The organism is Proteiniclasticum sp., from assembly GCF_032054185.1.
Taxonomy (GTDB): Bacteria; Bacillota; Clostridia; order Clostridiales; family Clostridiaceae; genus Proteiniclasticum.
The window spans coordinates 1-20,707 of the sequence record NZ_DAMBTF010000001.1; the positions used below are offsets into that span (position 1 = coordinate 1).

General features: G+C 43.7%; 20 protein-coding genes. 3 read left to right on the forward strand and 17 right to left on the reverse strand.

Annotated elements, in window-relative coordinates:
• Nucleotides 1-75: 75 nt before the first annotated feature.
• From RTX25_RS00005 to RTX25_RS00050, 10 genes are all read right to left on the reverse strand, one after another.
• The gene (locus tag RTX25_RS00005) at nucleotides 76-453 is read right to left on the reverse strand and encodes a RidA family protein (RefSeq protein WP_312649165.1); all 378 of its coding nucleotides are present in this window, start codon (nucleotides 451-453) and stop codon (nucleotides 76-78) included.
• A 253-nt stretch (nucleotides 454-706) separates the two neighbouring features.
• Nucleotides 707-1,234 carry a hypothetical protein gene (locus RTX25_RS00010; protein WP_312649167.1) on the reverse strand — a complete coding sequence of 176 codons (528 nt, stop codon included), beginning with the start codon at nucleotides 1,232-1,234 and terminating at the stop codon, nucleotides 707-709.
• Between the two features lie 203 nt (nucleotides 1,235-1,437).
• Complete coding sequence (locus RTX25_RS00015) at nucleotides 1,438-2,385, reverse strand: PASTA domain-containing protein (RefSeq protein ID WP_312649169.1); 948 nt, start codon at nucleotides 2,383-2,385, stop codon at nucleotides 1,438-1,440.
• A 120-nt stretch (nucleotides 2,386-2,505) separates the two neighbouring features.
• Nucleotides 2,506-3,120: a PASTA domain-containing protein gene (locus tag RTX25_RS00020; RefSeq protein WP_312649171.1), complete on the reverse strand. Its 615-nt coding sequence runs from the start codon at nucleotides 3,118-3,120 to the stop codon at nucleotides 2,506-2,508.
• Nucleotides 3,121-3,279: 159 nt separating this feature from the next.
• A complete protein-coding gene (locus tag RTX25_RS00025; RefSeq protein ID WP_312649173.1) occupies nucleotides 3,280-4,038 on the reverse strand; it encodes a serine hydrolase in 759 nt (252 codons plus the stop codon).
• Between the two features lie 61 nt (nucleotides 4,039-4,099).
• Nucleotides 4,100-4,933 (reverse strand): undecaprenyl-diphosphate phosphatase, encoded by an 834-nt coding sequence (locus tag RTX25_RS00030; RefSeq protein ID WP_312649492.1) that lies wholly within the window; start codon nucleotides 4,931-4,933, stop codon nucleotides 4,100-4,102.
• A gap of 229 nt (nucleotides 4,934-5,162) precedes the next feature.
• The gene (gene pckA, locus RTX25_RS00035) at nucleotides 5,163-6,716 is read right to left on the reverse strand and encodes a phosphoenolpyruvate carboxykinase (ATP) (RefSeq protein ID WP_312649175.1); all 1,554 of its coding nucleotides are present in this window, start codon (nucleotides 6,714-6,716) and stop codon (nucleotides 5,163-5,165) included.
• 460 nt (nucleotides 6,717-7,176) lie between these two features.
• A complete protein-coding gene (locus RTX25_RS00040) occupies nucleotides 7,177-7,827 on the reverse strand; it encodes a deoxynucleoside kinase (RefSeq protein WP_312649177.1) in 651 nt (216 codons plus the stop codon).
• 319 nt (nucleotides 7,828-8,146) lie between these two features.
• Nucleotides 8,147-9,307, reverse strand: a complete 1,161-nt coding sequence (locus tag RTX25_RS00045; RefSeq protein ID WP_312649178.1) for an iron-containing alcohol dehydrogenase — start codon at nucleotides 9,305-9,307, stop codon at nucleotides 8,147-8,149.
• Nucleotides 9,294-9,911 carry a CoA pyrophosphatase gene (locus tag RTX25_RS00050; protein ID WP_312649180.1) on the reverse strand — a complete coding sequence of 206 codons (618 nt, stop codon included), beginning with the start codon at nucleotides 9,909-9,911 and terminating at the stop codon, nucleotides 9,294-9,296. The genes RTX25_RS00045 and RTX25_RS00050 overlap by 14 nt, the downstream gene beginning before the upstream one ends.
• A gap of 184 nt (nucleotides 9,912-10,095) precedes the next feature.
• Here RTX25_RS00050 and RTX25_RS00055 point away from each other — a divergent pair, with 184 nt between their 5' ends.
• Together RTX25_RS00055 and RTX25_RS00060 are read left to right on the forward strand one after the other, a co-directional pair.
• Nucleotides 10,096-11,412 carry a D-alanyl-D-alanine carboxypeptidase gene (locus tag RTX25_RS00055; RefSeq protein ID WP_312649182.1) on the forward strand — a complete coding sequence of 439 codons (1,317 nt, stop codon included), beginning with the start codon at nucleotides 10,096-10,098 and terminating at the stop codon, nucleotides 11,410-11,412.
• 175 nt (nucleotides 11,413-11,587) lie between these two features.
• Nucleotides 11,588-13,390: a family 10 glycosylhydrolase gene (locus tag RTX25_RS00060; RefSeq protein WP_312649183.1), complete on the forward strand. Its 1,803-nt coding sequence runs from the start codon at nucleotides 11,588-11,590 to the stop codon at nucleotides 13,388-13,390.
• A gap of 75 nt (nucleotides 13,391-13,465) precedes the next feature.
• Here RTX25_RS00060 and ppaX read toward each other — a convergent pair whose 3' ends face one another.
• Nucleotides 13,466-14,113, reverse strand: a complete 648-nt coding sequence (ppaX, locus tag RTX25_RS00065; RefSeq protein ID WP_312649185.1) for a pyrophosphatase PpaX — start codon at nucleotides 14,111-14,113, stop codon at nucleotides 13,466-13,468.
• Nucleotides 14,114-14,289: 176 nt separating this feature from the next.
• On the opposite strand from ppaX, the gene RTX25_RS00070 reads away from it, so the two are divergent.
• On the forward strand, nucleotides 14,290-15,243 hold the full coding sequence (locus RTX25_RS00070) for a tetratricopeptide repeat protein (RefSeq protein WP_312649187.1): 954 nt from the start codon (nucleotides 14,290-14,292) through the stop codon (nucleotides 15,241-15,243).
• Between the two features lie 111 nt (nucleotides 15,244-15,354).
• Here the strand turns inward: RTX25_RS00070 and RTX25_RS00075 are convergent, their stop codons facing one another.
• The 6 genes from RTX25_RS00075 to RTX25_RS00100 all read right to left on the reverse strand — a co-directional run bounded on the left by RTX25_RS00075 (nucleotide 15,355) and on the right by RTX25_RS00100 (nucleotide 20,650).
• Nucleotides 15,355-16,164, reverse strand: coding sequence for a MerR family transcriptional regulator (locus RTX25_RS00075; protein WP_312649189.1), 810 nt, complete (start codon nucleotides 16,162-16,164; stop codon nucleotides 15,355-15,357).
• A gap of 76 nt (nucleotides 16,165-16,240) precedes the next feature.
• Complete coding sequence (locus tag RTX25_RS00080; protein ID WP_312649191.1) at nucleotides 16,241-16,969, reverse strand: MBL fold metallo-hydrolase; 729 nt, start codon at nucleotides 16,967-16,969, stop codon at nucleotides 16,241-16,243.
• A 240-nt stretch (nucleotides 16,970-17,209) separates the two neighbouring features.
• Nucleotides 17,210-18,007, reverse strand: a complete 798-nt coding sequence (locus tag RTX25_RS00085) for an ABC transporter substrate-binding protein (protein ID WP_312649193.1) — start codon at nucleotides 18,005-18,007, stop codon at nucleotides 17,210-17,212.
• A 371-nt stretch (nucleotides 18,008-18,378) separates the two neighbouring features.
• Nucleotides 18,379-19,134 carry an amino acid ABC transporter ATP-binding protein gene (locus RTX25_RS00090; protein ID WP_312649195.1) on the reverse strand — a complete coding sequence of 252 codons (756 nt, stop codon included), beginning with the start codon at nucleotides 19,132-19,134 and terminating at the stop codon, nucleotides 18,379-18,381.
• Between the two features lie 12 nt (nucleotides 19,135-19,146).
• Nucleotides 19,147-19,806, reverse strand: coding sequence for an amino acid ABC transporter permease (locus tag RTX25_RS00095; protein WP_312649196.1), 660 nt, complete (start codon nucleotides 19,804-19,806; stop codon nucleotides 19,147-19,149).
• Between the two features lie 25 nt (nucleotides 19,807-19,831).
• On the reverse strand, nucleotides 19,832-20,650 hold the full coding sequence (locus tag RTX25_RS00100; protein WP_312649198.1) for an ABC transporter substrate-binding protein: 819 nt from the start codon (nucleotides 20,648-20,650) through the stop codon (nucleotides 19,832-19,834).
• Between the last annotated feature and the right edge of the window lie 57 nt (nucleotides 20,651-20,707).

Here is a 20,707-nt window from a genome sequence, read left to right on the forward strand (position 1 = left end):
CATCTTATGGTTCAATCTTTTTTTGTTTGTTGCAATTAATTATACAATCGGCCATCTGAACCTTAATATCTGATGCTAAAGGATTGCCACCGCTTCGATTTCAACAAGTGCATCTTTAGGCAGTCTTGCCACCTGGAATGCGGATCTTGCAGGGAAATCTCCACTGAAGAATTCTTTGTATACTTCATTCATCTTTGCAAAGTTTGCCATATCACTCAGATAAACCGTCGTCTTTACGATTTTCTCCATACCTGAGCCTGCTTCCTCAAGAATCGCTCTGACATTTTCCAGCGACTTTCTTGTCTGAAGTGTGATGTCGTTTTCCAGCATTTCACCTGTTTCTGCATCCATAGGAAGCTGTCCTGAAGTGAATATGAGGTTTCCTGCGATAACGCCCTGTGAGTAAGGCCCAATGGCACCTGGTGCTTTGTCTGTTGCTACTACTTTTTTCAAAAAATAACCCTCCTTATCTGAAAATGTTTACAGATACTATTATAGTTTCATTGCCCCAAAATCACAAGGAGCAAAAACCGAAGACCGAAAAAATTTCACCTTGCAGAAACGGCAGAATCATTGCGCCTCATGACTGCATCCACCTCATTCATGAAGAATTAAATCGGCATTCGAAGAAACTTCCAATAAAAAAAGAGCCATTTCTGGCCCCTGATTGTCTGATGGGTATTAACGTTAAAATACATAGACTCGATCAGTCAATACTTCTTCCGTAAAGAAGTGTCGAGTAGAACATACCGTTGAGACAGACATCTCTTGCAAGGCTGCCTTCCTCATAAAACCCTAAAGATTTATAGATTTCCTGGATCTTGAAAAGATCCTCCCTTACTCTCAGGTTGACCTTTCTGATGACGCCTTTTCCCTTACAGGCAAGAATCATTCTTGAGATCATTTCCTTGCCCAGAGGATCCATGAGATCGTCTGAGAGAAGGCTGAGTGTCAGGTTTCCCACATGCTTGAATTTTTCAGCATTTTTCTGGGTCAGTACGACGATACCCGATAAAATGCCATCGATGATTCCGAGAAGGATATTACCGGCGCCAAAAGTGTCGATAAGATCATCATAAGAAGCATCATCAAGCGGAGTATCCTTCCAGTCATGTTCACCGTAGGTATTTCTGGTATTTTCAGTTATTTTCGACACAAATTCTTTGATTCCCAAAAAATCATCAGGATTTGGTCTCCTGATGACGAGATTCGAGTTCAGTTCAATACTAGCCATTTTCAACCCCACACACGCATACTTTTACTTCAATAAGTCCGATCCATACTAATTATACTTTTTTGTCATTAAATTGTAAACCATTTCTAATTGTTTCACATCTTAACTGTCTCAAGGACTATAGCAGTGCTCAGGTTAGTGATCATAGTGGAATAGGAAAGAGTATCTGTTCACTCTGCCCTCCTTATACCCATATGGAGCGGCTATCCGATTGGGGTTTCTTCAGGCTCGTTAACTGGAGGGATAGGCTCTTCTTCGGCATCCGGGTCTTCCGTGTCTTCTGGTTCAGGCTCTACTGGATCCGGAACAGGTGAGATCGGTTCTTGACCGCTGCTTACCGTCAGACTGATGGTTGAGCCCTTAGCTGCTCTTCCTGCCCCTGGACTCTGACTGATGACGAGCCCTAAGGCTTTGTCGCTGTATTCTCTTTTAAGAAAAACCTTAAGTCCTATTGACTCCAGTGAGGCTTTCGCTTCGGCTTCACTCCGGTTAAGAACATCCGGTACATCGATGAGTTCTCTGCCTCTGCTTACTTTTACAGTTATTGTACTCTCTTCATCAGCTTCCTTGCCGGCAGCAACGTCCTGGCTGATGATCAGTCCGTTTTTTACCGTTTCCGAATATACATTTACGGATTTCATTTTAAGTTTCAGCGTATCTAGAAGCGCTTTAGCCTGTGCTTCTGTCTTCCCTATAAGATCCGGTACTTTCACTGAAGCTTTGTCCTCTGAACTTCCGTAAGGTCCGCGGCTCACACTGAAACTGATGACTGTTCCTTCAGGCACTTCGTTGTTTTTCGGTGGTCTCTGATAGAAAACTGTACCTTTATCCACGTCATCGATGTATTCCTGATGGATCTCAGCTACAAGGCCTACCTCTTCAAGCGCTTTCACTGCATCCGCTTCGCTAAGACCCACGATGCCGGGAATGGTGATGAGTTTATCGGTGTCATCGGGCTTCTCATCAGGCTCCCTATCTTCATTCTTAGACCCTGGTGTCTCGGCAGGAATATCAGGTTCCTCAGAAGCCTCAGCCTGCTTTATCTCCTGATTCATCATATTACTGAGTCTTCTGTTGTACGTGATGAATCCATAAAGAAAACCCGCACCGACAAGAAGAAAAAGCAATATGGCAATCCCTTTTCTGACCATGATAACGCCCCCTGACAATCCTCATTTTTATCTGTATTATATCATAGGATATGCCAAAGTCCTAAGAAAATGACGCCGGTATCCATCACCCGCGTCATATCACTTTTATTCACTTTTCTCTTATTGTCCTGTACTGATTCTTATGGTGACCTGAGTACCCTTTGAAACCTTAGCGTCCACCTTGTAGTTCTGACTATAGACAAAGCCTTCATCGTAATGCTCGGAAGGATTATATTCATATCCCACGTTGAACCCGGCAGCTTTAAGCTTGTTTTCCGCATCGGCTTTTGCCATACCGATCAGGTTCGGCACGATGATGAGATCCTCCTGATCTTCATTTTTCCCAAGGCTCACACTGAAGCTTACCTTTGTCCCTTCTTTGACTTTGATGCCTTCGGAAGGAGACTGGCCGAATGTTTCACCCTTTTCATACTCGGAGCTGTATTCATCTTCCGGTTGAGGGACAAGCATAAGCGTCTTAAGCTCAGATACCGCTTCTTCCTCACTGAGGCCTGTCAGAGAAGGTACGATGACTTCCGTGTCATTCGGACTCACGGAAGGAGTTTCTACTTCTTCATCCGGATTAGATGGTGGCACAATGAAATCTCCTGTATCTGCCTGAACGATTTCTTTACCCAGCATGGCGTCGAGTTTTTTATGATAATCTAAAAATCCGAAAACAAATCCGATTGTCACCACTGCAAACAGGACTATGGTCAACCCTTTATATCTCATGACTTCACTCCCAAAACTGTTAATTGACAGACCCTAATCATCTATCCTTCTGCCTTCATGGCTTACTGTCATATATGAGTATATCATATTTATGCTCAATTCATACATCCATTTTATGCAAAAAACCGGCTTGCATGAAGCCGGTTCCGATTTTCACGTTTATTTCCAGTTGTAAGTGATTCCATCCCAGATCATCTTTCCGGATTTGGCTAAAGAGACAAGTCCGTAAACGCTGTTTGGCAGATCTGAGCTCATGATGGTGAAGACAAAGTCGCCTTTCTGAAGCTCGATGAGGGTGGTATCATTTTCCACGCCCGGCATGTCGCCTGCCTTGCTGGCAATCTTTTCCTTAAGGGATTCATCCAGATAGAAACCGGTCTTCTTCTTTTTGTTTTCGCTCTTCAGAAGTTCGATGATGTATCTTGAATGTTCTCTTGAAAGAAATTCTCCACCTTTCAGAAGTTTCCAACATAAAGACAGATCATAGCTTGTCGTGAGATTTATGGGTGAACCCGGCATATCATTCATCGTCGTGTCCTCAAGTCCCATCTCAAGGAATTTCGCCTTCAGCTCATCAAACCCAATGAGGCTGACCAGCTTCTGGGTGGCTGTGTTGTCACTTTCAACCAGCATGACGATGACGAGCTCATTCACGGTGTACTCTCTTGAGTTGAGGTGTTTGAGGATACCTGATCCTTCCACACGGTCTCTGCTTTCCAGAAGCACAGGATCATTAAGAGATATCTTGCCTTCCTCAACCTCTCTGATCACCGCTAAAGCGACAGGCAGCTTCATACATCCTGCAGAGGTCATTTTAACATGTTCGTTGTATCCATAGATAAAACCGGACTTAAGGTCTTCAAAATAAAAACTGTACTTTCCAAGCCTGTCTTCAAGATATCTTCTTACTTCCTTCATATCAATCACTCCAATATTTTACTAAGCTAATTTTATCACAAACCGCTCATAAAGGAAAACTTTAGATGCTGATGATATTTGTGATTAGAAGTACTGCAAATATCGCTGAAATGGCGATTCTGTAATAGGCGAATACCTTCATGGGCTTTCTCTGGATGTATCCGATGAATCCCTTTACGCATACGAGTGCAACAAGGAATGCGACAACAAATCCAAGGCCGAAGGATACCCACTCGGTACTGCCGAGGCTTGAGAATCCCACATCAGACTGAAACTTGATCATCTTGATGAGAGAAGCTCCGATCATGACCGGTATAGCCAGGAAGAAGGAGTACTCTGAAGCGACTTTAGAGTCCAGCCCATTCACCCATCCACCCATTATGGTTGAGGATGATCTGGACATACCTGGCCACATGGCGAGGCACTGGAAAAATCCGATCTTAAGTGCCTGCATCTTTGTGATGTTCTCCACTTCATGAACACTAGACTTTCCTCTGTATTTTCCTTCTACGAAAATAAGAAGAAGTGCGCCTACAAAAAGACCGACGATAACCGGCAGCGGCTTGAAGAGATAAGCATCGATGAAGTCTTCAAAAAGGAATCCGAGCACAGCTGCGGGAAGAACTCCGATAATCAAAGCGATTCCGAAATTGAGTCCCTTCTTTTCTCCTTTGAAGAAAGACTTTGCCATGGTGAAAAGCTTGTTCCAGTAGAGGACAACAATCGCAAGAATCGCACCCAGCTGGATGACCACATTGAACATTCTTGTGAACTCATTCTCGGGAAATCCGATGATGTCGCCTGCAAGAATCATGTGACCGGTGGATGATACAGGAATAAACTCCGTAACACCTTCTACAATGGCAATGACAATTGCCTTAAAAATAAAATAGATATCCAAAATAAACTACCTCCAAATCTCCTACTTAATCATTCCCTATCCATTTTACACAAATTTCGCTGCCTTTACCTGAATTTCCTCTTAAAACTTATATAATGCGAATTTTCTAAGCTCCATGCTTCTTCACCAGAACGCCATAAGTATCTTATGTCTTCATATTAAAAGGCTAAAGGAATATCTGGAGCTTAAGTCCAGCTTTCCTTTAGCCGAGGGTACCAGAATTTTAGTAAGGTCCTGCAGAGACGATCTTTTCAGATACATCCTTAAATCTTTTGAAGTTCTCCTTGAACTTTTCTGAGAGTTCAGCTGCGACCTTTCTGTACTGCGTCTTGTCCGCCCACAGATTCTCCGGAATGAGAATCTCATCAGGAACATCCTTGATCTTCACCGGAATATCCAGATTGAAGATCGGGTCATGGACAAACTCCACATCTTTCAGTTCATTGTTTAAAGCGGCATCCACCATAAGTCTTGTGTACTTGAGCGGTGTTCTCCTTCCGACGCCGTAGACGCCACCACTCCATCCGGTATTGATGAGGTAGACAGAAGTATCGTGCTCATCGATCATTCTGCCGAGAAGATCAGCATACTCTTCTATCTGTCTTGGCATGAATGGTTCACCAAATAGTGCCGAGAAGGTGGTTTCAGGATTCACAATCCCTCTTTCCGTTCCTGCAAGCTTCGAGGTGTAGCCTGACATGAAGTGATACATGGCGCTTTCCTTCGTGAGCTTTGAGATCGGCGGGATGACCCCAAACGCATCTGCCGTCAGAAACAGTATGGTACTTGGATGTCCGCCTTTCTTGTCATCTACCCGGTTATCGATATATTCCAGAGGATAGGTGCATCTTGTATTCTCAGTCAAGGAACCGTCACAGTAATCCGCAACGCCCTGATCGCTTACCACGACATTTTCAAGAACCGCTCCGAATCTTATGGCATCATAGATTTCCTGTTCTTTCTCCCTTTCAAGGTTGATGCACTTGGCATAGCAGCCGCCCTCGATGTTGAAGATACCTTCATCTGACCAGCCGTGTTCGTCATCACCGATCAGGAATCTCTTGGGATCTGCTGAAAGCGTGGTCTTACCTGTGCCGGAAAGTCCGAAGAAAAGAGCTGTCCTGCCGTCGTGTCCCATATTTGCCGAGCAGTGCATGGGAAGTACATTTTCATCCGGAAGAAGATAGTTCATGACGGAGAAAATGGACTTCTTGATTTCTCCGGAGTACTTCGTTCCCCCGATGAGTACGACTCTATCCCTGAAATTAAGGATGACGAAAGCTTCGGAGTGGATGCCGTCTTCCTTGCCCTTTGCCTTGAGATTCGGCAGAGCAACCACTGTGAAATCTGCATCTGAACCTTCACGCTCAGTATCCTTGATGAAGATCTGGCTTGAAAAAACAGCCTGAGCAGCATCTTCACAGATGACGTTGATCTTCAGGGAATACTTGTCTGATGATCCTGCCTTCGCCTTTATGAGATACAGGTCCTTGTCCTTCATGTAGTCTTTTACCTTGTAAAGAAGATTCTGATAGACAGCCTCTTCCATAGGCAGATTCGTCCTGCCGTAAGCGATGGTGTTTTCAGTCACCCCATCTTTTACGATAAAGCGGTCCTTAGGCGAACGCCCAGTATACTGGCCTGTTTCAATCAAGAGCGCGCCTTCTTTTGTAAGCCTTCCCTCACCTCTTCTGACAGCTTCATCTATGAGCTGGCATACGGAGTGACCCGCTTTTAACTGCTCTTCCTTCAGTCCCAGTAAATCCATTGTAGACATTGAACTTCCTCCTTGATCATCTTTCATTGATTTTTAATTTCTCACTAAAATTCGTCTATGATTACTCTAATCCATCGCGGATGAGAAGCCTAGACCCTCTGGTCCGGAAGTACACTTAAAGTGCAAAATTAACAGATTCTTGTACTTCTCGGCAAAATTATAACATATTAAAATGCCGATATTTCTTTTCCGAAGTTTTATATGATTTCTTCAATAAATCGAAAATTTACTAATTTTAATCCAGAAAAACCCGTAAGCTGTAAACGATTTTAAGATTAAGCTAGGGTTTGAATAGCAGATTAATTCATCAATAAATTTTTCACAACTCATATTGTATCCTATTGTCCTTCAAGGGAAATCAACTATCCATGATGGATGAAAAAAGAGAAAATTGACAGGAAGAAAACCGGATATGCCATAGATTCATCTATCTGGCTTATCCGGTTTATCATTACTCTTCTTACATATTGCTGATGACTTTATCCTTATGATATATTGCGCTTCGAATCATCTCCACAACCTTATCCCTATCCTCATCTCTTTCAAGATCGTAATCCTTCGCTTCGATGATGAGTATCGGTGAAAGATCGTAAGCCTTGAAATACTCCTCATACTCGCTGTTCAGTCTTTCCCAGTAGTCTCTCTCCACGATCTGCTCATAGTCCCGGCCTCTTTTCCTGATCCGCTCGATAGCCGTATCCACGTCGCAGTGCAGATAGATCATGAGTCTCGGCGCTTCGATATGATCAAGCATATTGGCAAGAAGATCCTGATATAGACTGAATTCATCCTTGTCCATATCTCCTCCGTCATGAAGAAGCTTCGCAAAGATGACATCACCATAGATGCTCCGATCCATGATGCATGCTTCATTTTTTTCCTGGGCTTCCTTCAGAACCCTGAACCTTCGGTTCAGAAAGAAAATCTGCAGAGGAAAAGCATACCTCTGTCGGTCGTGATAGAACTTTCCTAGAATCGGGTTATCCGTTACCGGCTCTTCAAAACCGTCAAGTTTCAGCTCTTCTCTAAGGATATTCATGAGCGTTGTTTTTCCTGAGCCGACTACCCCATCCACGATGATCATTTCATTCTGTCTGTTCTTTTTAATCATTTTGAAAAACTCCTTGTACATAAGGCATCACATTCCTTTTCATATTGATCGGTCCGTTATGAGCGCTATGATTCTATTTGTCTGTCTGTGGGAACATTATATCACAAAAAGAACATACATTCTATTATGTTCAGATTTTTCTTATGATATCATTAATGCCACTTGCGCACTGCATTTTTCTCTTCAGCTTTATCAGTCAGTAGCAGGCATTATGCGAAGAAATTGGATCTTTTCCGCAGAGCGTGCTGCTTAAAGATCCAATTCCATTATCCTCCAGATAGGAGGGTTTTATACATCTCTATTTTCTTCTCAGGTTCTGCTATCTTGCCAGCATGAGGATCTTATACACGTCCTCTTCTTCCAGCTTCTTCAGACCGCCTAATGGGCCACGAAGGAGTGCATTCTTCGCCATGACATCGATTTTATCCTCACCGATGTTTCTCTCTGAAAGGGCTACCGGAGCTCCGATCTCTTTCAGGAAGCTCTTGTAGGCTTCTATGGCTTTCAGTGCCACCTCTTCCTTATCTTCACCTGTGATGCCGAAAATCTTCTCACCGAATCTTGCGAACTTATCCACATCTTCCTTGTAGACAAACTTCATCCATGCAGGCATAACCATAGCAAGCCCTTCAGCATGTGCGATGTCATAATAGGCGGATATGGAATGCTCTATGCCATGGGAAGCCCAGTCTCCTCTTCTGCCAAGACCATTCAGTCCGTTCAGCGCAAGTGTGGCGGCCCAGGCAAGGTTTGCCCTCGCTTCATAATCATTGGGATCCTTGATGAGGACTTTTACGGTCTCCATGGTGGTTCTTATGATTCCTTCAGCAAATTCATCCGCCATTAAGGTATCCTTCGTTCCGTCGAAATACTCTTCAAAAACATGGGTCAGTGTATCCACTGCACCGTTTACGGTCTGGTTCACAGGCAGAGTCTTCTGAATGGAAGGATCCACAATGGATAGTCTTGGATAGGTATACTTTGATCCCCATCCCCATTTCTTCTTTTCCTCTTCATTGGTGATGACTCCACCGGAATTCATCTCAGAACCCGTAGCGGATATGGTCAGTACGCCATAGATGGGAAGAGCCTTTTCAGGGAAAACTTTCTTCTCGTAGAAATCCCATGGATCGCCATCATAGTAGAAGCTGGCCGCTGCGATCTTCGAGGTGTCAAGTACTGAGCCTCCTCCGACAGCAACGATGGCATCCACATTTTCCTTCTTCATGAAATCAACTGTCTCTCTCACTTTAGAGAGAACAGGATTCGGCTGAACGCCGCTCATCTCCACATAATCAATACCGTACTTGTCCAGAGACTGAACAACCTCGTCGTACACGCCGTTCTTGAAAATGGATCCTTTTCCATAAAGAAGAAGTACCTTCTTGTCCCCATACTCAGAGACAAACTTACCGATGTCCTTTATTGTGTCCTTACCGAAAACAAGTCTTGTGGGGTTATGATAGTCAAAATTCTTCACTGCTTTCTTCCTCCTTTAATATATCGATGAAGCTCTTTACGATCTGGGCTGTAAAGCCCCAGACCACATGGTCTCCATACTTGTAGAAATACTGTTTGTTTGTTGCCCGCCTGAAAGGATAGTTCTTGCCGTTCTCGATGAGATGATAGGGAAAATCTTCTCCCATCTTCGCCGTGAGATCGATCTCGTAGATCAGTGGACTGTGATCTTCAAAAAATGAGAGCGGAATATAGATCAGCTTATCCACCTCATCCGGATTCGGACGAAAACTGCTGCTTCGCGCACGCGCAACAAATGGATACATCGTCTGGCCGTAGGGACTGATGAAATAATCCATCGGACCGATCATCTCCACGTCCTCTTTGTCGATTCCAAGCTCCTCCATGGTTTCACGAACTGCAGCTTCAAGAGGCGATTCTCCCTGATCGATGGAACCTCCCGGAAGACAGATGTCTCCAGGCTGACTGTTCAGCGTTCTTGCTCTTTTTTCCAGAATGAGATGGTCCTCACCCTCTATTTCGGCGATGAGAAGCATCACAGAGTACTCTCTTCTCTTGCCGATGATGTTTGGTCTTCGACTTTTAAACAGATCTATGGACTTCAATTTCCTCACCTATTCCTTAAATTTTTCATAAGTTCATTATAACAGATATAATGTTGCTTTTTTGATGAAAAATCTGTTCTATTTTAGGTTATAATATTAACTGGATGTTCAAATATAGACATATTTACTGTCATTAAGCATATTGATGAGATATTTACGCTCATTTAAATAAGAGGAGGAACCCATGAGAAAGACACTGCAAAGAATACCTGTAATTATACTGCTGATTATTTTTATGTTTCCCGCCATTTCCGTCAAAGCGGATATGCCTGAGATCAACGGTTCATCAGCCCTATCCTTCGATCTGGAAACTGGGGAACTGATCTATACCAAGGACATCGACAAGAAGATGTATCCGGCATCCATTACAAAGCTTCTGACGGCGCTGGTCTTCTCAGACCATTACTCCTCGAAGAAAACGGAATATATGGTTTATCCTCAGGAGGGTAAACTGGAAGTCGCCTACTCCATCTACACAAACCTCAAGAATATTCCGGTGGGGACAGAGATCTCAGCTGACAATATCATGCACGCACTTCTTCTCGGATCCGCAAACGATTCGGCTGTCGTGATCGCCATGAATGTAGCAGGAAGCATAAAGGGTTTTACCGATCTTATGAATGCAAAAGCCAAGGAAATCGGCATGATGAACTCAAATTTCGTGACAACAACAGGAATCCATCATGAAGACCACTATACAACAGCCTATGATCTCAGCTTCCTGCTTAAGGCTGCCTATAATGATCCGTGGATCATGGAGGTTTCGAAGAAGCAGACCTATGAACTGAAAAGCAAGAATCAGACACTGGGCACAATCGAAAACAAGAACAAGCATATCGGACTCTTTGGGAACGTCATGGGTAAGACCGGATATACAGGAGAAGCCGGCCGATGCTTTGCTGGAGTCTATGAAAGAGACGGAAAGGTCATCGGTAACGTCATCCTCAATTCAGATAAGACGGATAATGCTAACGTCAAGGTTTTTGAAGACACCCTGAAGATGATCGACAGCGCTTTCGAAGAAGAGAAGATCATCAAACTGTCCAAGGCGGAAGAAGTCGGTGTCATCACAGTATCCTACAAGCCTTACAAGTTCATCGGACCCACCAGGGAAATCGATGTTCCTGTAAAATCCGTGGATACCATCTCCTACTACGGAAATGACATCAACCTGAGTGAAACAAGTCTTGATCTTCAGTATCAGGATCTTTCAGCGGATGAAATCAAAGAAGAGACTGTTGTGGGTAAAGCTACAGTCAAGGAAAGACAGATCACGAAATCCGTAAATCTTGTCTCCACAGTGGATGTACAGAAGAAGATCCTTAAAACTCATCTCTTAAGCTATATCCTCATTGTTCTCATCACCCTGACCATCATCGTCACCTTCGTGGTGGTAACGGTCAACAACAAAAGAAAAAAAGCGGCAAGAAGAAGAAGAATCGAATCTGCAAGACGTTCAAAGAAATTTGTGGACGATCACAGAAGCAACCGCTTCAGATAGAAATACGCCTGAAACCATGGGACTGAGCATAATCGGTCCCTTTTCCTTAATATTATTGTAACTCTTCAGTGAAAAAGACATGACATAATGATTAGACATAGAAAAATTAACCTGAATGCATGGAATGAGAAAATTATAGAACCGGATACTTAATCAGAAGGTGAGGTGAGTGAATTTGGACAGCAAGAAAGACGAGAAGGAAAAGATTCTCGTCTATCCCCAGAACGTAAAGATCCCCAAAAGAAAGAAAGGCGCCATATTCGGTTCCCTTCTTCTTCTGATTTTAAGCATGTTCATCCTCTGGGCATGCAACATGATGCTTGAAGAGAGCGAAACTCCAGAAACCCCAGTGGAAACTGGTGTGGAGACGCCTCAGGGTGAGGTGGAGGAAGAAGATGAGGATACTGTATATCTTGCACCGAAGAAAGACCTGTCTATGGGCAAGTATGAGTTCAGGGCAGCATGGCTCCCTTCTGTCAGAAACCTCGAGTATCCTGAAAAGCCGGGTATGGATACCCAGGCGCTGAAGGATTCCTTTCGAAAGATTCTCGATGTCTATGAGCTGTATCATCTGAACGCAGTGATCATGCAGGTAAGACCTGCAGGAGATGCACTGTACATCTCTGCACTCAATCCGCCTTCAGTATACGTCACTGGAGACTTAAGTCTTCCCCTTCCCTTTGATCTTCTTGAGTATGCGGTAGCTGAAACCCACAGAAGAGGTATGGAATTCCATGCCTGGTTCAATCCTTTCAGGATAACCGTAGAAAAAAGCGAAGACATTACTGAGGCAATCCTCACGACGCTTCATGAGGACAGTTACGCAAGAAAGAATCCGGATAAGGTCTTAAGGTTCGACGACAGGCTTTTCCTTGATCCCGGTGACCCGGATGTCCATGAATTTGTGATCAACTCCATCATGGAAGTGGTCAGAAAATACGACATCGATGCGGTGCATCTGGATGACTACTTCTACCCTTACCGGTCCACAAGACAGGGTGAGAACGGCGAGAATATTCCCTACTTCTTCGGAGATGATGAAGAAGACAAATTGACCTTCGAAAAGCATAAGGGAAGCTACACCGATATTAAAGACTGGCGACGAAACAACACCTACAGTTTTGTGAAAAATCTCAGCATGAGCATTCATGATCTCAAACCCTATGTGAAGCTCGGAATAAGCCCATTCGGTATTTGGGGACACGCTGAAGAGACAGACGGCGAGGGTTCCGATACACCTGTATCAAGCTCCGAGACCTACAATCACAGCGTCTTCATCGATACAAAGAAGTGGGTCGAGGATGAGATCATCGACTATATTCTCCCTCAGATCTACTGGAATTTCGGTGAGAGCGCAGCACCTTACCCGGTTCTTGCAAAATGGTGGGACAATGTTGTAGAAGGCACCAAGGTTGATCTATATATCGGGCACGCAAACTACAAAGTCTACGAGCAGTATGAAAACCCGCTCTGGCAGGGGGATACCCTTATCCGCGATCAGATCGCCTTCAATCATACACTTAAGAATATCCGAGGCAGCGCTTTCTTCAGCTTCAGACATCTGACCCCAAATCATAAGGAGTTTTCAGGCGAGGGCAGGACCTCTCTCATGAAGAACAATGAAGCCATAAAAGAAGTGTTCGAGCGTATCTCGATCATCCCCGAAAACAGAAATCTTCCTGAGGCAAAACCTTCTGCGCCGAAGCATGTGACCCTTGAAAATAATATCTTAAGCTTTACCGATGGATATGAAGGATTCGATGAAAGCGAGAAGACAAGATATTTCATCATCTATCAGTTCCCGAAAAACGATCCCGATTCTGAGAACAGCAGCTACATCCATAAAAAGATCGTTTTTGACCGGTCTATCGGGCGATATAAGCTGAATCATCTGGATACACAAAACTACACCTATGGGGTATCCGCATTCAACAGATTGCATACCGAGAGTGAAATCGCTCTTCCAGAAGTGAAGTAGCCAGATATAATGATCCGAGAAGTAAAAAAGCAGGAAAGGCAATTTTAATCGCTTTCCTGCTTTTTTCATGTTCTTCTATTTTCCGTCCAGTTCTTCAATGATTCCTACAAGTTCACGAAGATCATCCACTGTATAGTGCGGTTCTGCCACCTTAATGGTCTCAGGCTGGATCAGAGTATAGGAAACCGCGACAGAAACGGCTCCTGCTCTGTTGCCGCAGAGGATGTCGTAGGAAGAATCGCCAACCATTAGGGTGTTCTTCGGATCGATCCCGCCAAGGAGCTCACAGGCCTTATATAGAGGCTCAGGCTGAGGCTTATGAAGCTCTGTTGCCTCAGGGGTGATGATCACATCGAAATAATCAAGAAGGCCCAGCATCATAAGGCTTCTCTTTGCCATCCGTTCTCTTTTGGAAGTGACTATCCCCAGTTTCAGCCCACGGTCCTTCAGCATCCTGAGCGCTTCTTCCACTCCTTCAAATGGCCTGATCATCTCGTCATGGTTTGATTCATTGAAGGATCTGAAATAGGAGATCAGCTCCCTTGTGTCTTCCGCATATTTAAGAAGACTGTTCTGAAGAGGTTCTCCAAAGAGACTGTAGATTTCCTCATCCCCCACTTCAAGCTTCATCTTATCGTAAAAGAGTCTTCTGAAAGACTCATAAATCAGTTCGTTGGTATTGGCTACTGTGCCGTCCAGGTCAAATAATACTGCTTCGATCATATCCTCACCTCATCAATTTCTTCATCAGTATCTTCCTCTCTTTAGACTCATGTAATCTATTCTTAAGAAAATACAGCTAATATATATCATAGACAATAAATCAATCTTATTCAAATCTTTCTCGTTTCATGATATGATTTGAGAAGAAAAAAGCATTGGAAGTTGAGGAAATTAAGATGAAGCTTAAAAATTTACCGGTCATTGATCTCATCGTCATAGCAGGAATATTCATCCTGATCTACAGCGGTTTTTCCACAGTAGCAAATCTTCTGATCGGTGGCTACCTTATTTTTACGGTATACCGCAATTACCCTACTCTGCAGGCGACAAAAGGAAGCCGTGCCTATAATGCCGGCAACACTGAAGTGGCTATGCAGTATTTTGAAAAGGCGGTCAATCACAGATTTGCAAAGCCCTACATCAAATCCAGCTACGGTTATGTCCTTCTTCGTGAAGGAAGACTTGAAGAAGCGGAGCCCTACCTTAAGGAAGCGGCAAACATGAAAACAAGAGATGAGCGCTTCAAGTACAACAATATCCTGAACCTTGCGATTCTCGCCTGGAAGAAGGGTGACGTGGACAAAGCCCTTGAGACTGTTCTTGACATCAAAGAGGAGTATAAGAACTCCATTATGTATGAGATCCTGGGTTACCTCTATATCGCTAAAGGCGACTATGAAAAAGCTCTGGAAGTGAACAAGGAAGCCTTCGAATACAATAAGGACGATAATGTCATCACCGACAATCTGGCACAGTCCTATTACTTCCTGGGAAAATACGACGAAGCTGAAGCCCTCTATGAAGGCATCATCGACTATGTAAAGTTCCCTGAAGCCCATTACTACTATGGAATCATCCTGTGGAAAAAAGGTGACTATCTTAGTGCCTATGAAGCTCTGGAAAATGCAACCAGGCTGAAGAACTCTTTCCTTTCCATCGTCGATAAGGAAATGATCCTGTCGAAGTTTGAAGCCCTTAAAGAAGAAATGGCAGCGAAACATCTCGATGTCGAAACCCTTAAGGAAGACAGAAAGAGACTTGATGAAGAAAAGGAAGAAGAAGAGCGACTTGAGAAGGAAAAGAAAGAAGAGCTCATCGACGACAAGAAGAATGAGTATAAGGTAGACTGATCAACATCTATCTTTAAATGTAAAGATAGACAAATGACTGAGAGGCAGCGTGCGCTGCTCCTCAGTCATTTCTGTTTTTAAGGTATGAAAGCTCATGATTTTAGCGTGAACCTACTTCTTCTTCACCGGCACCTGCACCTCAGTAAGCCAGTCCTTGCTTGACTCCTTGTTCCAGATGCCGTCGATGAAGCTCTCTCTTGGATTATCAGAAGCTTCATATCCGTTATCTTCTATCCACTGATAGATATAGGCATATGCCTCACCAAGCGTGTCGTAGGGACCCTTGTGCATGACAGAAGCTACTGTCGTCTCCGGCATCTTCCTGAACGTGATGCCGTTACCTTCGACACCGAAATCATCCACCGCTTCATTCAGTTCAAATCGGATATCCTTCTCTTTATATTCTCCGTCAAGATAGATATTGAAGCAGTATTCCGGTTTTCTGCAGGAAAGGTCCGGATTGAGCGCCATGACCTCCTGTCCGATGGCGGGTATGACCGTAAACATCGCATCATAATCCGGTACACGCACCTTCTTGCTGTAGACAATCACCTCAGGGATATCAATGATTAAAGCCTCATAGTTCATCAGTTTTTCCTCCTTCTGTTTCATAAGAAAGGTTCCGATGCGTGTGATCTGATCTTCAAGGAGCTCCATCTCTCTTTTAAGCTCTACCTTCTTTCTTTCAAGAAGAAGCTCCGGATCTTCTCCTCTCAGAAGCTTTTCGATTTCAAGAAGAGACATCCCCATCTGTTTATAGCTCTGTATCCGATGAAGCTTTATAAGCTCTTTCGTTGAGTAATACCGGTAACCTGTCTCCATGTCGATATAACAGGGTTTTAGGAGACCAATCTTCTCATAGTATCTCAGAGTCTTCACAGTGGTTTTTGCAATTTTCGAAAACAGTCCGATCTGAAACATCATCACACCTCATTTCCTCTCTATAATCAGAGATTACCTTCTGACCTAAGGGGAGAGTCAAGATAGAAAACAGAAATTAAATCTCATAACTTTTCATGATCTCCGAAAGCTCTGTATTTCTGAACACTTCCTGGGCATCCTTAAGTACATTCTCCTTACCATGTTCCGGAAGATGAGTGAGAAGGAGCTTCCTGACCGTGCTCATCTTCGCAATTTCTCCCGCTTCTTTTCCGGTCAGATGATGACTGATGACATAAGGATCATAGGAGCCGTAGCTCGCCTCACAGAGAAAAAGATCGGCGTCCTCGGATGCAGTGAGTATCCCCTGACATAGACCGGTATCCGCAGAATAGGTAAGCACCTTCTCCCCGTCTTTAATGCGCACTGCATAGGTCTCCAACAGATGAAGGACCGGCACGAAATCTATGGACAGTTCTCCGATATTAACCGTCTCATCTTTTTCGATAAAGTGGAAATCAAAGAGATGATTCTTATTCAGCGACTCAAAAAGCCAGTCAGGCATTTTCGGTGTATAAAGCGGGATGGGTTTTACCTCTTCCCCCATATATATTCTTCCTTCTTTTTCGTAGCGCATGAGCATAATGTCCACAAAATGATCAAAATGATGATGAGTGATGATGATCGCATCGATGTCATCTACCCCTGTAATCTTCTTGAGATTGAAAATGCTTCCGCTACCCATATCCATGAGAATTTTCTTCCCCGAAGCTTCCACAAGATACGATGAACACGCTCCTCCTGCACTTGCCGTGGTGCTGTTGTTTCCCAGTATGGTCAGTTTCATATGATTCATCCTCCTTTCATTATGAATTTCCGATATAGTGGTCATTCTTAGCTTTAAAGTACTTCATTAAGTTTATGATAGACTTATTCGTCAAGGAAGGCAAAAAAACATTCCGGGAAAAAAGTATAAATGAAAACCTGAAGATATGATCGAAATCAGTCCTCAGGTTTTCGTTTTCCTATTATCTTGAATCTCCTTAGCACCTTTTAAAGCGATACAGCCTTAAACGGTGGGAAGATCTTATTCAGCTACATTGAGCTCTGTATCGATGTCCGTCGTATAATCATCACCCAGCCATTTTACCGAAAGGTCACTAAGAGTACCATCCTCTCTTAAGCTGTCGAGTGCGCCATTCAGCTTATCGCGAAGAGCAGTATCCTCCTTACGGATGGTGATGGCAATGGGTTCATTTGTCAGCATGACTTCAGTAAGCTGATAGGATTCAGGATCCTTATTCACATAGTCGATGGCTACAGCATAATCCGCAACGATGACATCCACATGCCCTGCCTTCATTGCAGAGAAGGTCTGGATGACTTCATCAAAACGAAGGATTTCAAAATCGGTTGTTTCGTTGTACTTTGTTGCAGCGATATCTGCTGTAGTTTCGAGCTGAACTCCAACCTGGAGGCCTTTCAGCTCCTCAGGAGAGGTAAGGGATGCTTCCCCTTTACGAGTAACAATAACCTGACCATTGGTCATATGCGGATCAGTAAAAATATAGGATTCCAGTCTGCTTGGCGTTATGCTTGTTGCGGACATGATGACATCATAGCTTTTTGAGTTCAGTCCGTTGAAGATACCCGCCCAGCTGGTGGACACAAATTCCACTTCCATACCCAGCTCTTCGCCGATTTCTCTGGCCAGGTCCACTTCGAATCCGACAAGTTTATTGGCCTCATCTCTGAATTCAAACGGCGGATAAGTATCATCTGTTCCGATTTTAAGAACAGACCCGTCTGACTCTTCTGCAGCGCAGCCGGATAACAGTGCACCTGCAACCAGTATAGAAGTAAAAGTTCCCAGTATTTTTTTCATTTATTACTCTCCTTTTTGTTCCTTAATTTTCTTTGACCTGACTTTGCTCATTATAACATAAATCCCGATTTTGAAAAGTATATTTATATAAAATTATGTATATTTATTAATCGTTTTTCCGAAATACCAAAGTCGGATTTTATAACCGTTTTCATTGTTATTTTCTTAAATATCCTTTGTATGACCCTATTCTTCAATGAATCACAAAGCAGGAAAATGACTGCTCTTCGATGCTCATTTGTCAGATTTTTTCGAATATTAATGCATATTTATGCTTAGAACCAACAAAATCTTCCGGTTTATCATACCTTCTGAAGGATATGGGAATGGCCAGTTGTTTCCATCTGACCAATAAGTTTCCGATGCATCTTCTATTTGAAGATTTTATTAAGGAACAGTTTTGTACGGTCCATCTTAGGATGCTCGAAGATTTCTTCAGGTGTACCCTGCTCGACAATCTGACCTTCATCCATGAAGATGACCCTTGTACCCACTTCGCGGGCAAAGCCCATTTCGTGGGTGACCACAACCATCGTCATTCCATCTTCCGCAAGTTTCTTCATGACTTCCAGCACTTCACCCACAAGTTCAGGATCAAGTGCGGAGGTAGGTTCATCAAAGAGCATGATGGATGGGTTCATGGCAAGGGCTCTTGCGATGGCCACTCTCTGCTGCTGACCTCCGGAGAGCTTGGAAGGATATTCATCCTTCTTCTCAAAAAGTCCCACGCTCTTAAGAAGACCGATGGCCTTTTCATTCATTCCGGCCCCCTTTTCTCCCTTGACCATCTTGGGTGCGATGGTGAGGTTCTCAAGCACCGTAAGGTGAGGAAACAGATTGAAGCGCTGGAACACCATACCTAAAGTCGTTCTCAGCTTCGAAGCATCCTTTTCAGGAAGATTGAGCTGATCGGCTCCATCTTCAATATGACTGACCAGATTGCTGTTGATGTAGATCTTTCCTGAAGTGATGGTTTCCAGCTGATTCATGCATCTGAGCATGGTGCTCTTTCCTGAGCCTGAAGGTCCGATGACGCAGACGACTTCCCCTTCACTGACTTCAAGGTCAATACCCTTAAGAACTTCCAGCTCACCAAAGGATTTATGTACGTTTTCTAATTTAATCATCTCAAATTCTCCTTATTCGTAAACTGAATACTTCTTCTCCAGGCGGTCAAAGGCCAGCTGGATGATGGAAGTGAAGAGCAGATAAATGGCACCGGCATAGATGAAGTAGACCCATTCACCTGAAGAATTGTTCATGACCTGTACTGTACGCAGAAGATCAAAAAGTGATATGGAAGCAACCAGGGATGTATCCTTGACCAGAGTGATCAGTTCATTACCCAGCGGCGGAATCAGTCTTCTATAGCTCTGGGGGATGATGATCTTGAACATGGCCTGATAATAGCTCATACCAAGCGCTTTAGCCGCTTCCATCTGTCCCTTGTCGATACTCTGGATCGCGCCTCTGAAAATCTCTGAAAGATAGGCAGCGGAGTTCAGGGAAAACGCGATGAATGCTGCCGTAAGTGCCGGTATCCTGAGTGTTATACCAAAGACATCTGATGTAAACAGCGGCATCGCGTAATAGAATACAAACAGCTGCATAAGCATAGGCGTTCCTCTGAATACCCATACATAAAACCAGGACAGCCCATTGAGCACCTTGCTTCTTGAAATTTTGAAAAATGCTATAAGCACCCCAAGAAGGATTCCGAAGATGATGGCTACTCCTGCTATGAGGAGCGTTCTCTGGGTACCTTCAATAATTGCCATTAGTTGTTCCTGTGTGATCACTTACCTATCTCCTTCCGAGTGTTTATTATTCGACAACGTCCAGTTCTTCGTCGATATCTGAAGTGTAGTCTCCACCGAGCCATTCTTCGGATATCTTTTTAAGCGTTCCATCTTCTCTGATCTCAAGAAGAGCGGCATCGATCTTTTCATGAAGCTCTGTGTTCTCTTTCTTGATTGCTACAGCGATGGGCTCATTGGTCAGCATGACATCAGATATCTGATAGCTTTCAGGTTCTCTCTGGACATATTCGATGGCTACGGCATAATCCACTGCAATAGCATCCACATGACCTGCCTTCATTGCGGAGAAGGTCTGAATGATCTCATCGAACTTGGTCACTTCAAAACCATATTCATCAGCATATTTTTCAGCAGCAGTATCCGCGGTTGTACCCAGCTGAACACCGACTTTCATTCCCTTCAGTTCTTCCTGTGTGGAAATCTTTTCCGCATCTTTTCTTGTCAGAATGACCTGACCGTTGGAAAGATATGGCTTACTGAATAGCATGGTCTCCATTCTGCTTGGTGTCATGCTTATGGCCGCTATGATGACATCATAGGAGCCGGCATTCATACCATTGAAGATACCGTCAAAGGATGTTGGAACAAACTCCACTTCCATATCCATCTTCTCTGCAAGTGCTTTGGCAAGATCGATATCAAATCCGACAATCTCATTGGCATCATTAGTATATTCAAAAGGCGGATAAGTCGGATCGGTACCTACTTTCAGTATCGTCTTTCCTGACTCTCCAGTTTGTGGACCATTATCCGCACATCCCGCAAAAATACTCATAACCAGCAGCAGGGATATCATAAGTGCGGTCATTTTAATTTTATTCATTTTAAACTCTCCTCTTTTCTCCGTGTAATTCTCATTGATAAAGTGTCCTCTTTAAAG

Bases quoted from the DNA above. Each gene is read 5' to 3' on its own strand.
- RTX25_RS00010 (WP_312649167.1), bottom strand. From the start codon at position 1,234: ATGGCTAGTATTGAACTGAACTCGAATCTCGTCATCAGGAGACCAAAT.
- RTX25_RS00015 (WP_312649169.1), bottom strand. From the start codon at position 2,385: ATGGTCAGAAAAGGGATTGCCATATTGCTTTTTCTTCTTGTCGGTGCG.
- RTX25_RS00020 (WP_312649171.1), bottom strand. From the start codon at position 3,120: ATGAGATATAAAGGGTTGACCATAGTCCTGTTTGCAGTGGTGACAATC.
- RTX25_RS00025 (WP_312649173.1), bottom strand. From the start codon at position 4,038: ATGAAGGAAGTAAGAAGATATCTTGAAGACAGGCTTGGAAAGTACAGT.
- pckA (WP_312649175.1), bottom strand. From the start codon at position 6,716: ATGTCTACAATGGATTTACTGGGACTGAAGGAAGAGCAGTTAAAAGCG.
- RTX25_RS00040 (WP_312649177.1), bottom strand. From the start codon at position 7,827: ATGATTAAAAAGAACAGACAGAATGAAATGATCATCGTGGATGGGGTA.
- RTX25_RS00055 (WP_312649182.1), top strand. From the start codon at position 10,096: ATGAGAAAGACACTGCAAAGAATACCTGTAATTATACTGCTGATTATT.
- ppaX (WP_312649185.1), bottom strand. From the start codon at position 14,113: ATGATCGAAGCAGTATTATTTGACCTGGACGGCACAGTAGCCAATACC.
- RTX25_RS00070 (WP_312649187.1), top strand. From the start codon at position 14,290: ATGAAGCTTAAAAATTTACCGGTCATTGATCTCATCGTCATAGCAGGA.
- RTX25_RS00075 (WP_312649189.1), bottom strand. From the start codon at position 16,164: ATGTTTCAGATCGGACTGTTTTCGAAAATTGCAAAAACCACTGTGAAG.
- RTX25_RS00080 (WP_312649191.1), bottom strand. From the start codon at position 16,969: ATGAAACTGACCATACTGGGAAACAACAGCACCACGGCAAGTGCAGGA.
- RTX25_RS00085 (WP_312649193.1), bottom strand. From the start codon at position 18,007: ATGAAAAAAATACTGGGAACTTTTACTTCTATACTGGTTGCAGGTGCA.
- RTX25_RS00090 (WP_312649195.1), bottom strand. From the start codon at position 19,134: ATGATTAAATTAGAAAACGTACATAAATCCTTTGGTGAGCTGGAAGTT.
- RTX25_RS00100 (WP_312649198.1), bottom strand. From the start codon at position 20,650: ATGAATAAAATTAAAATGACCGCACTTATGATATCCCTGCTGCTGGTT.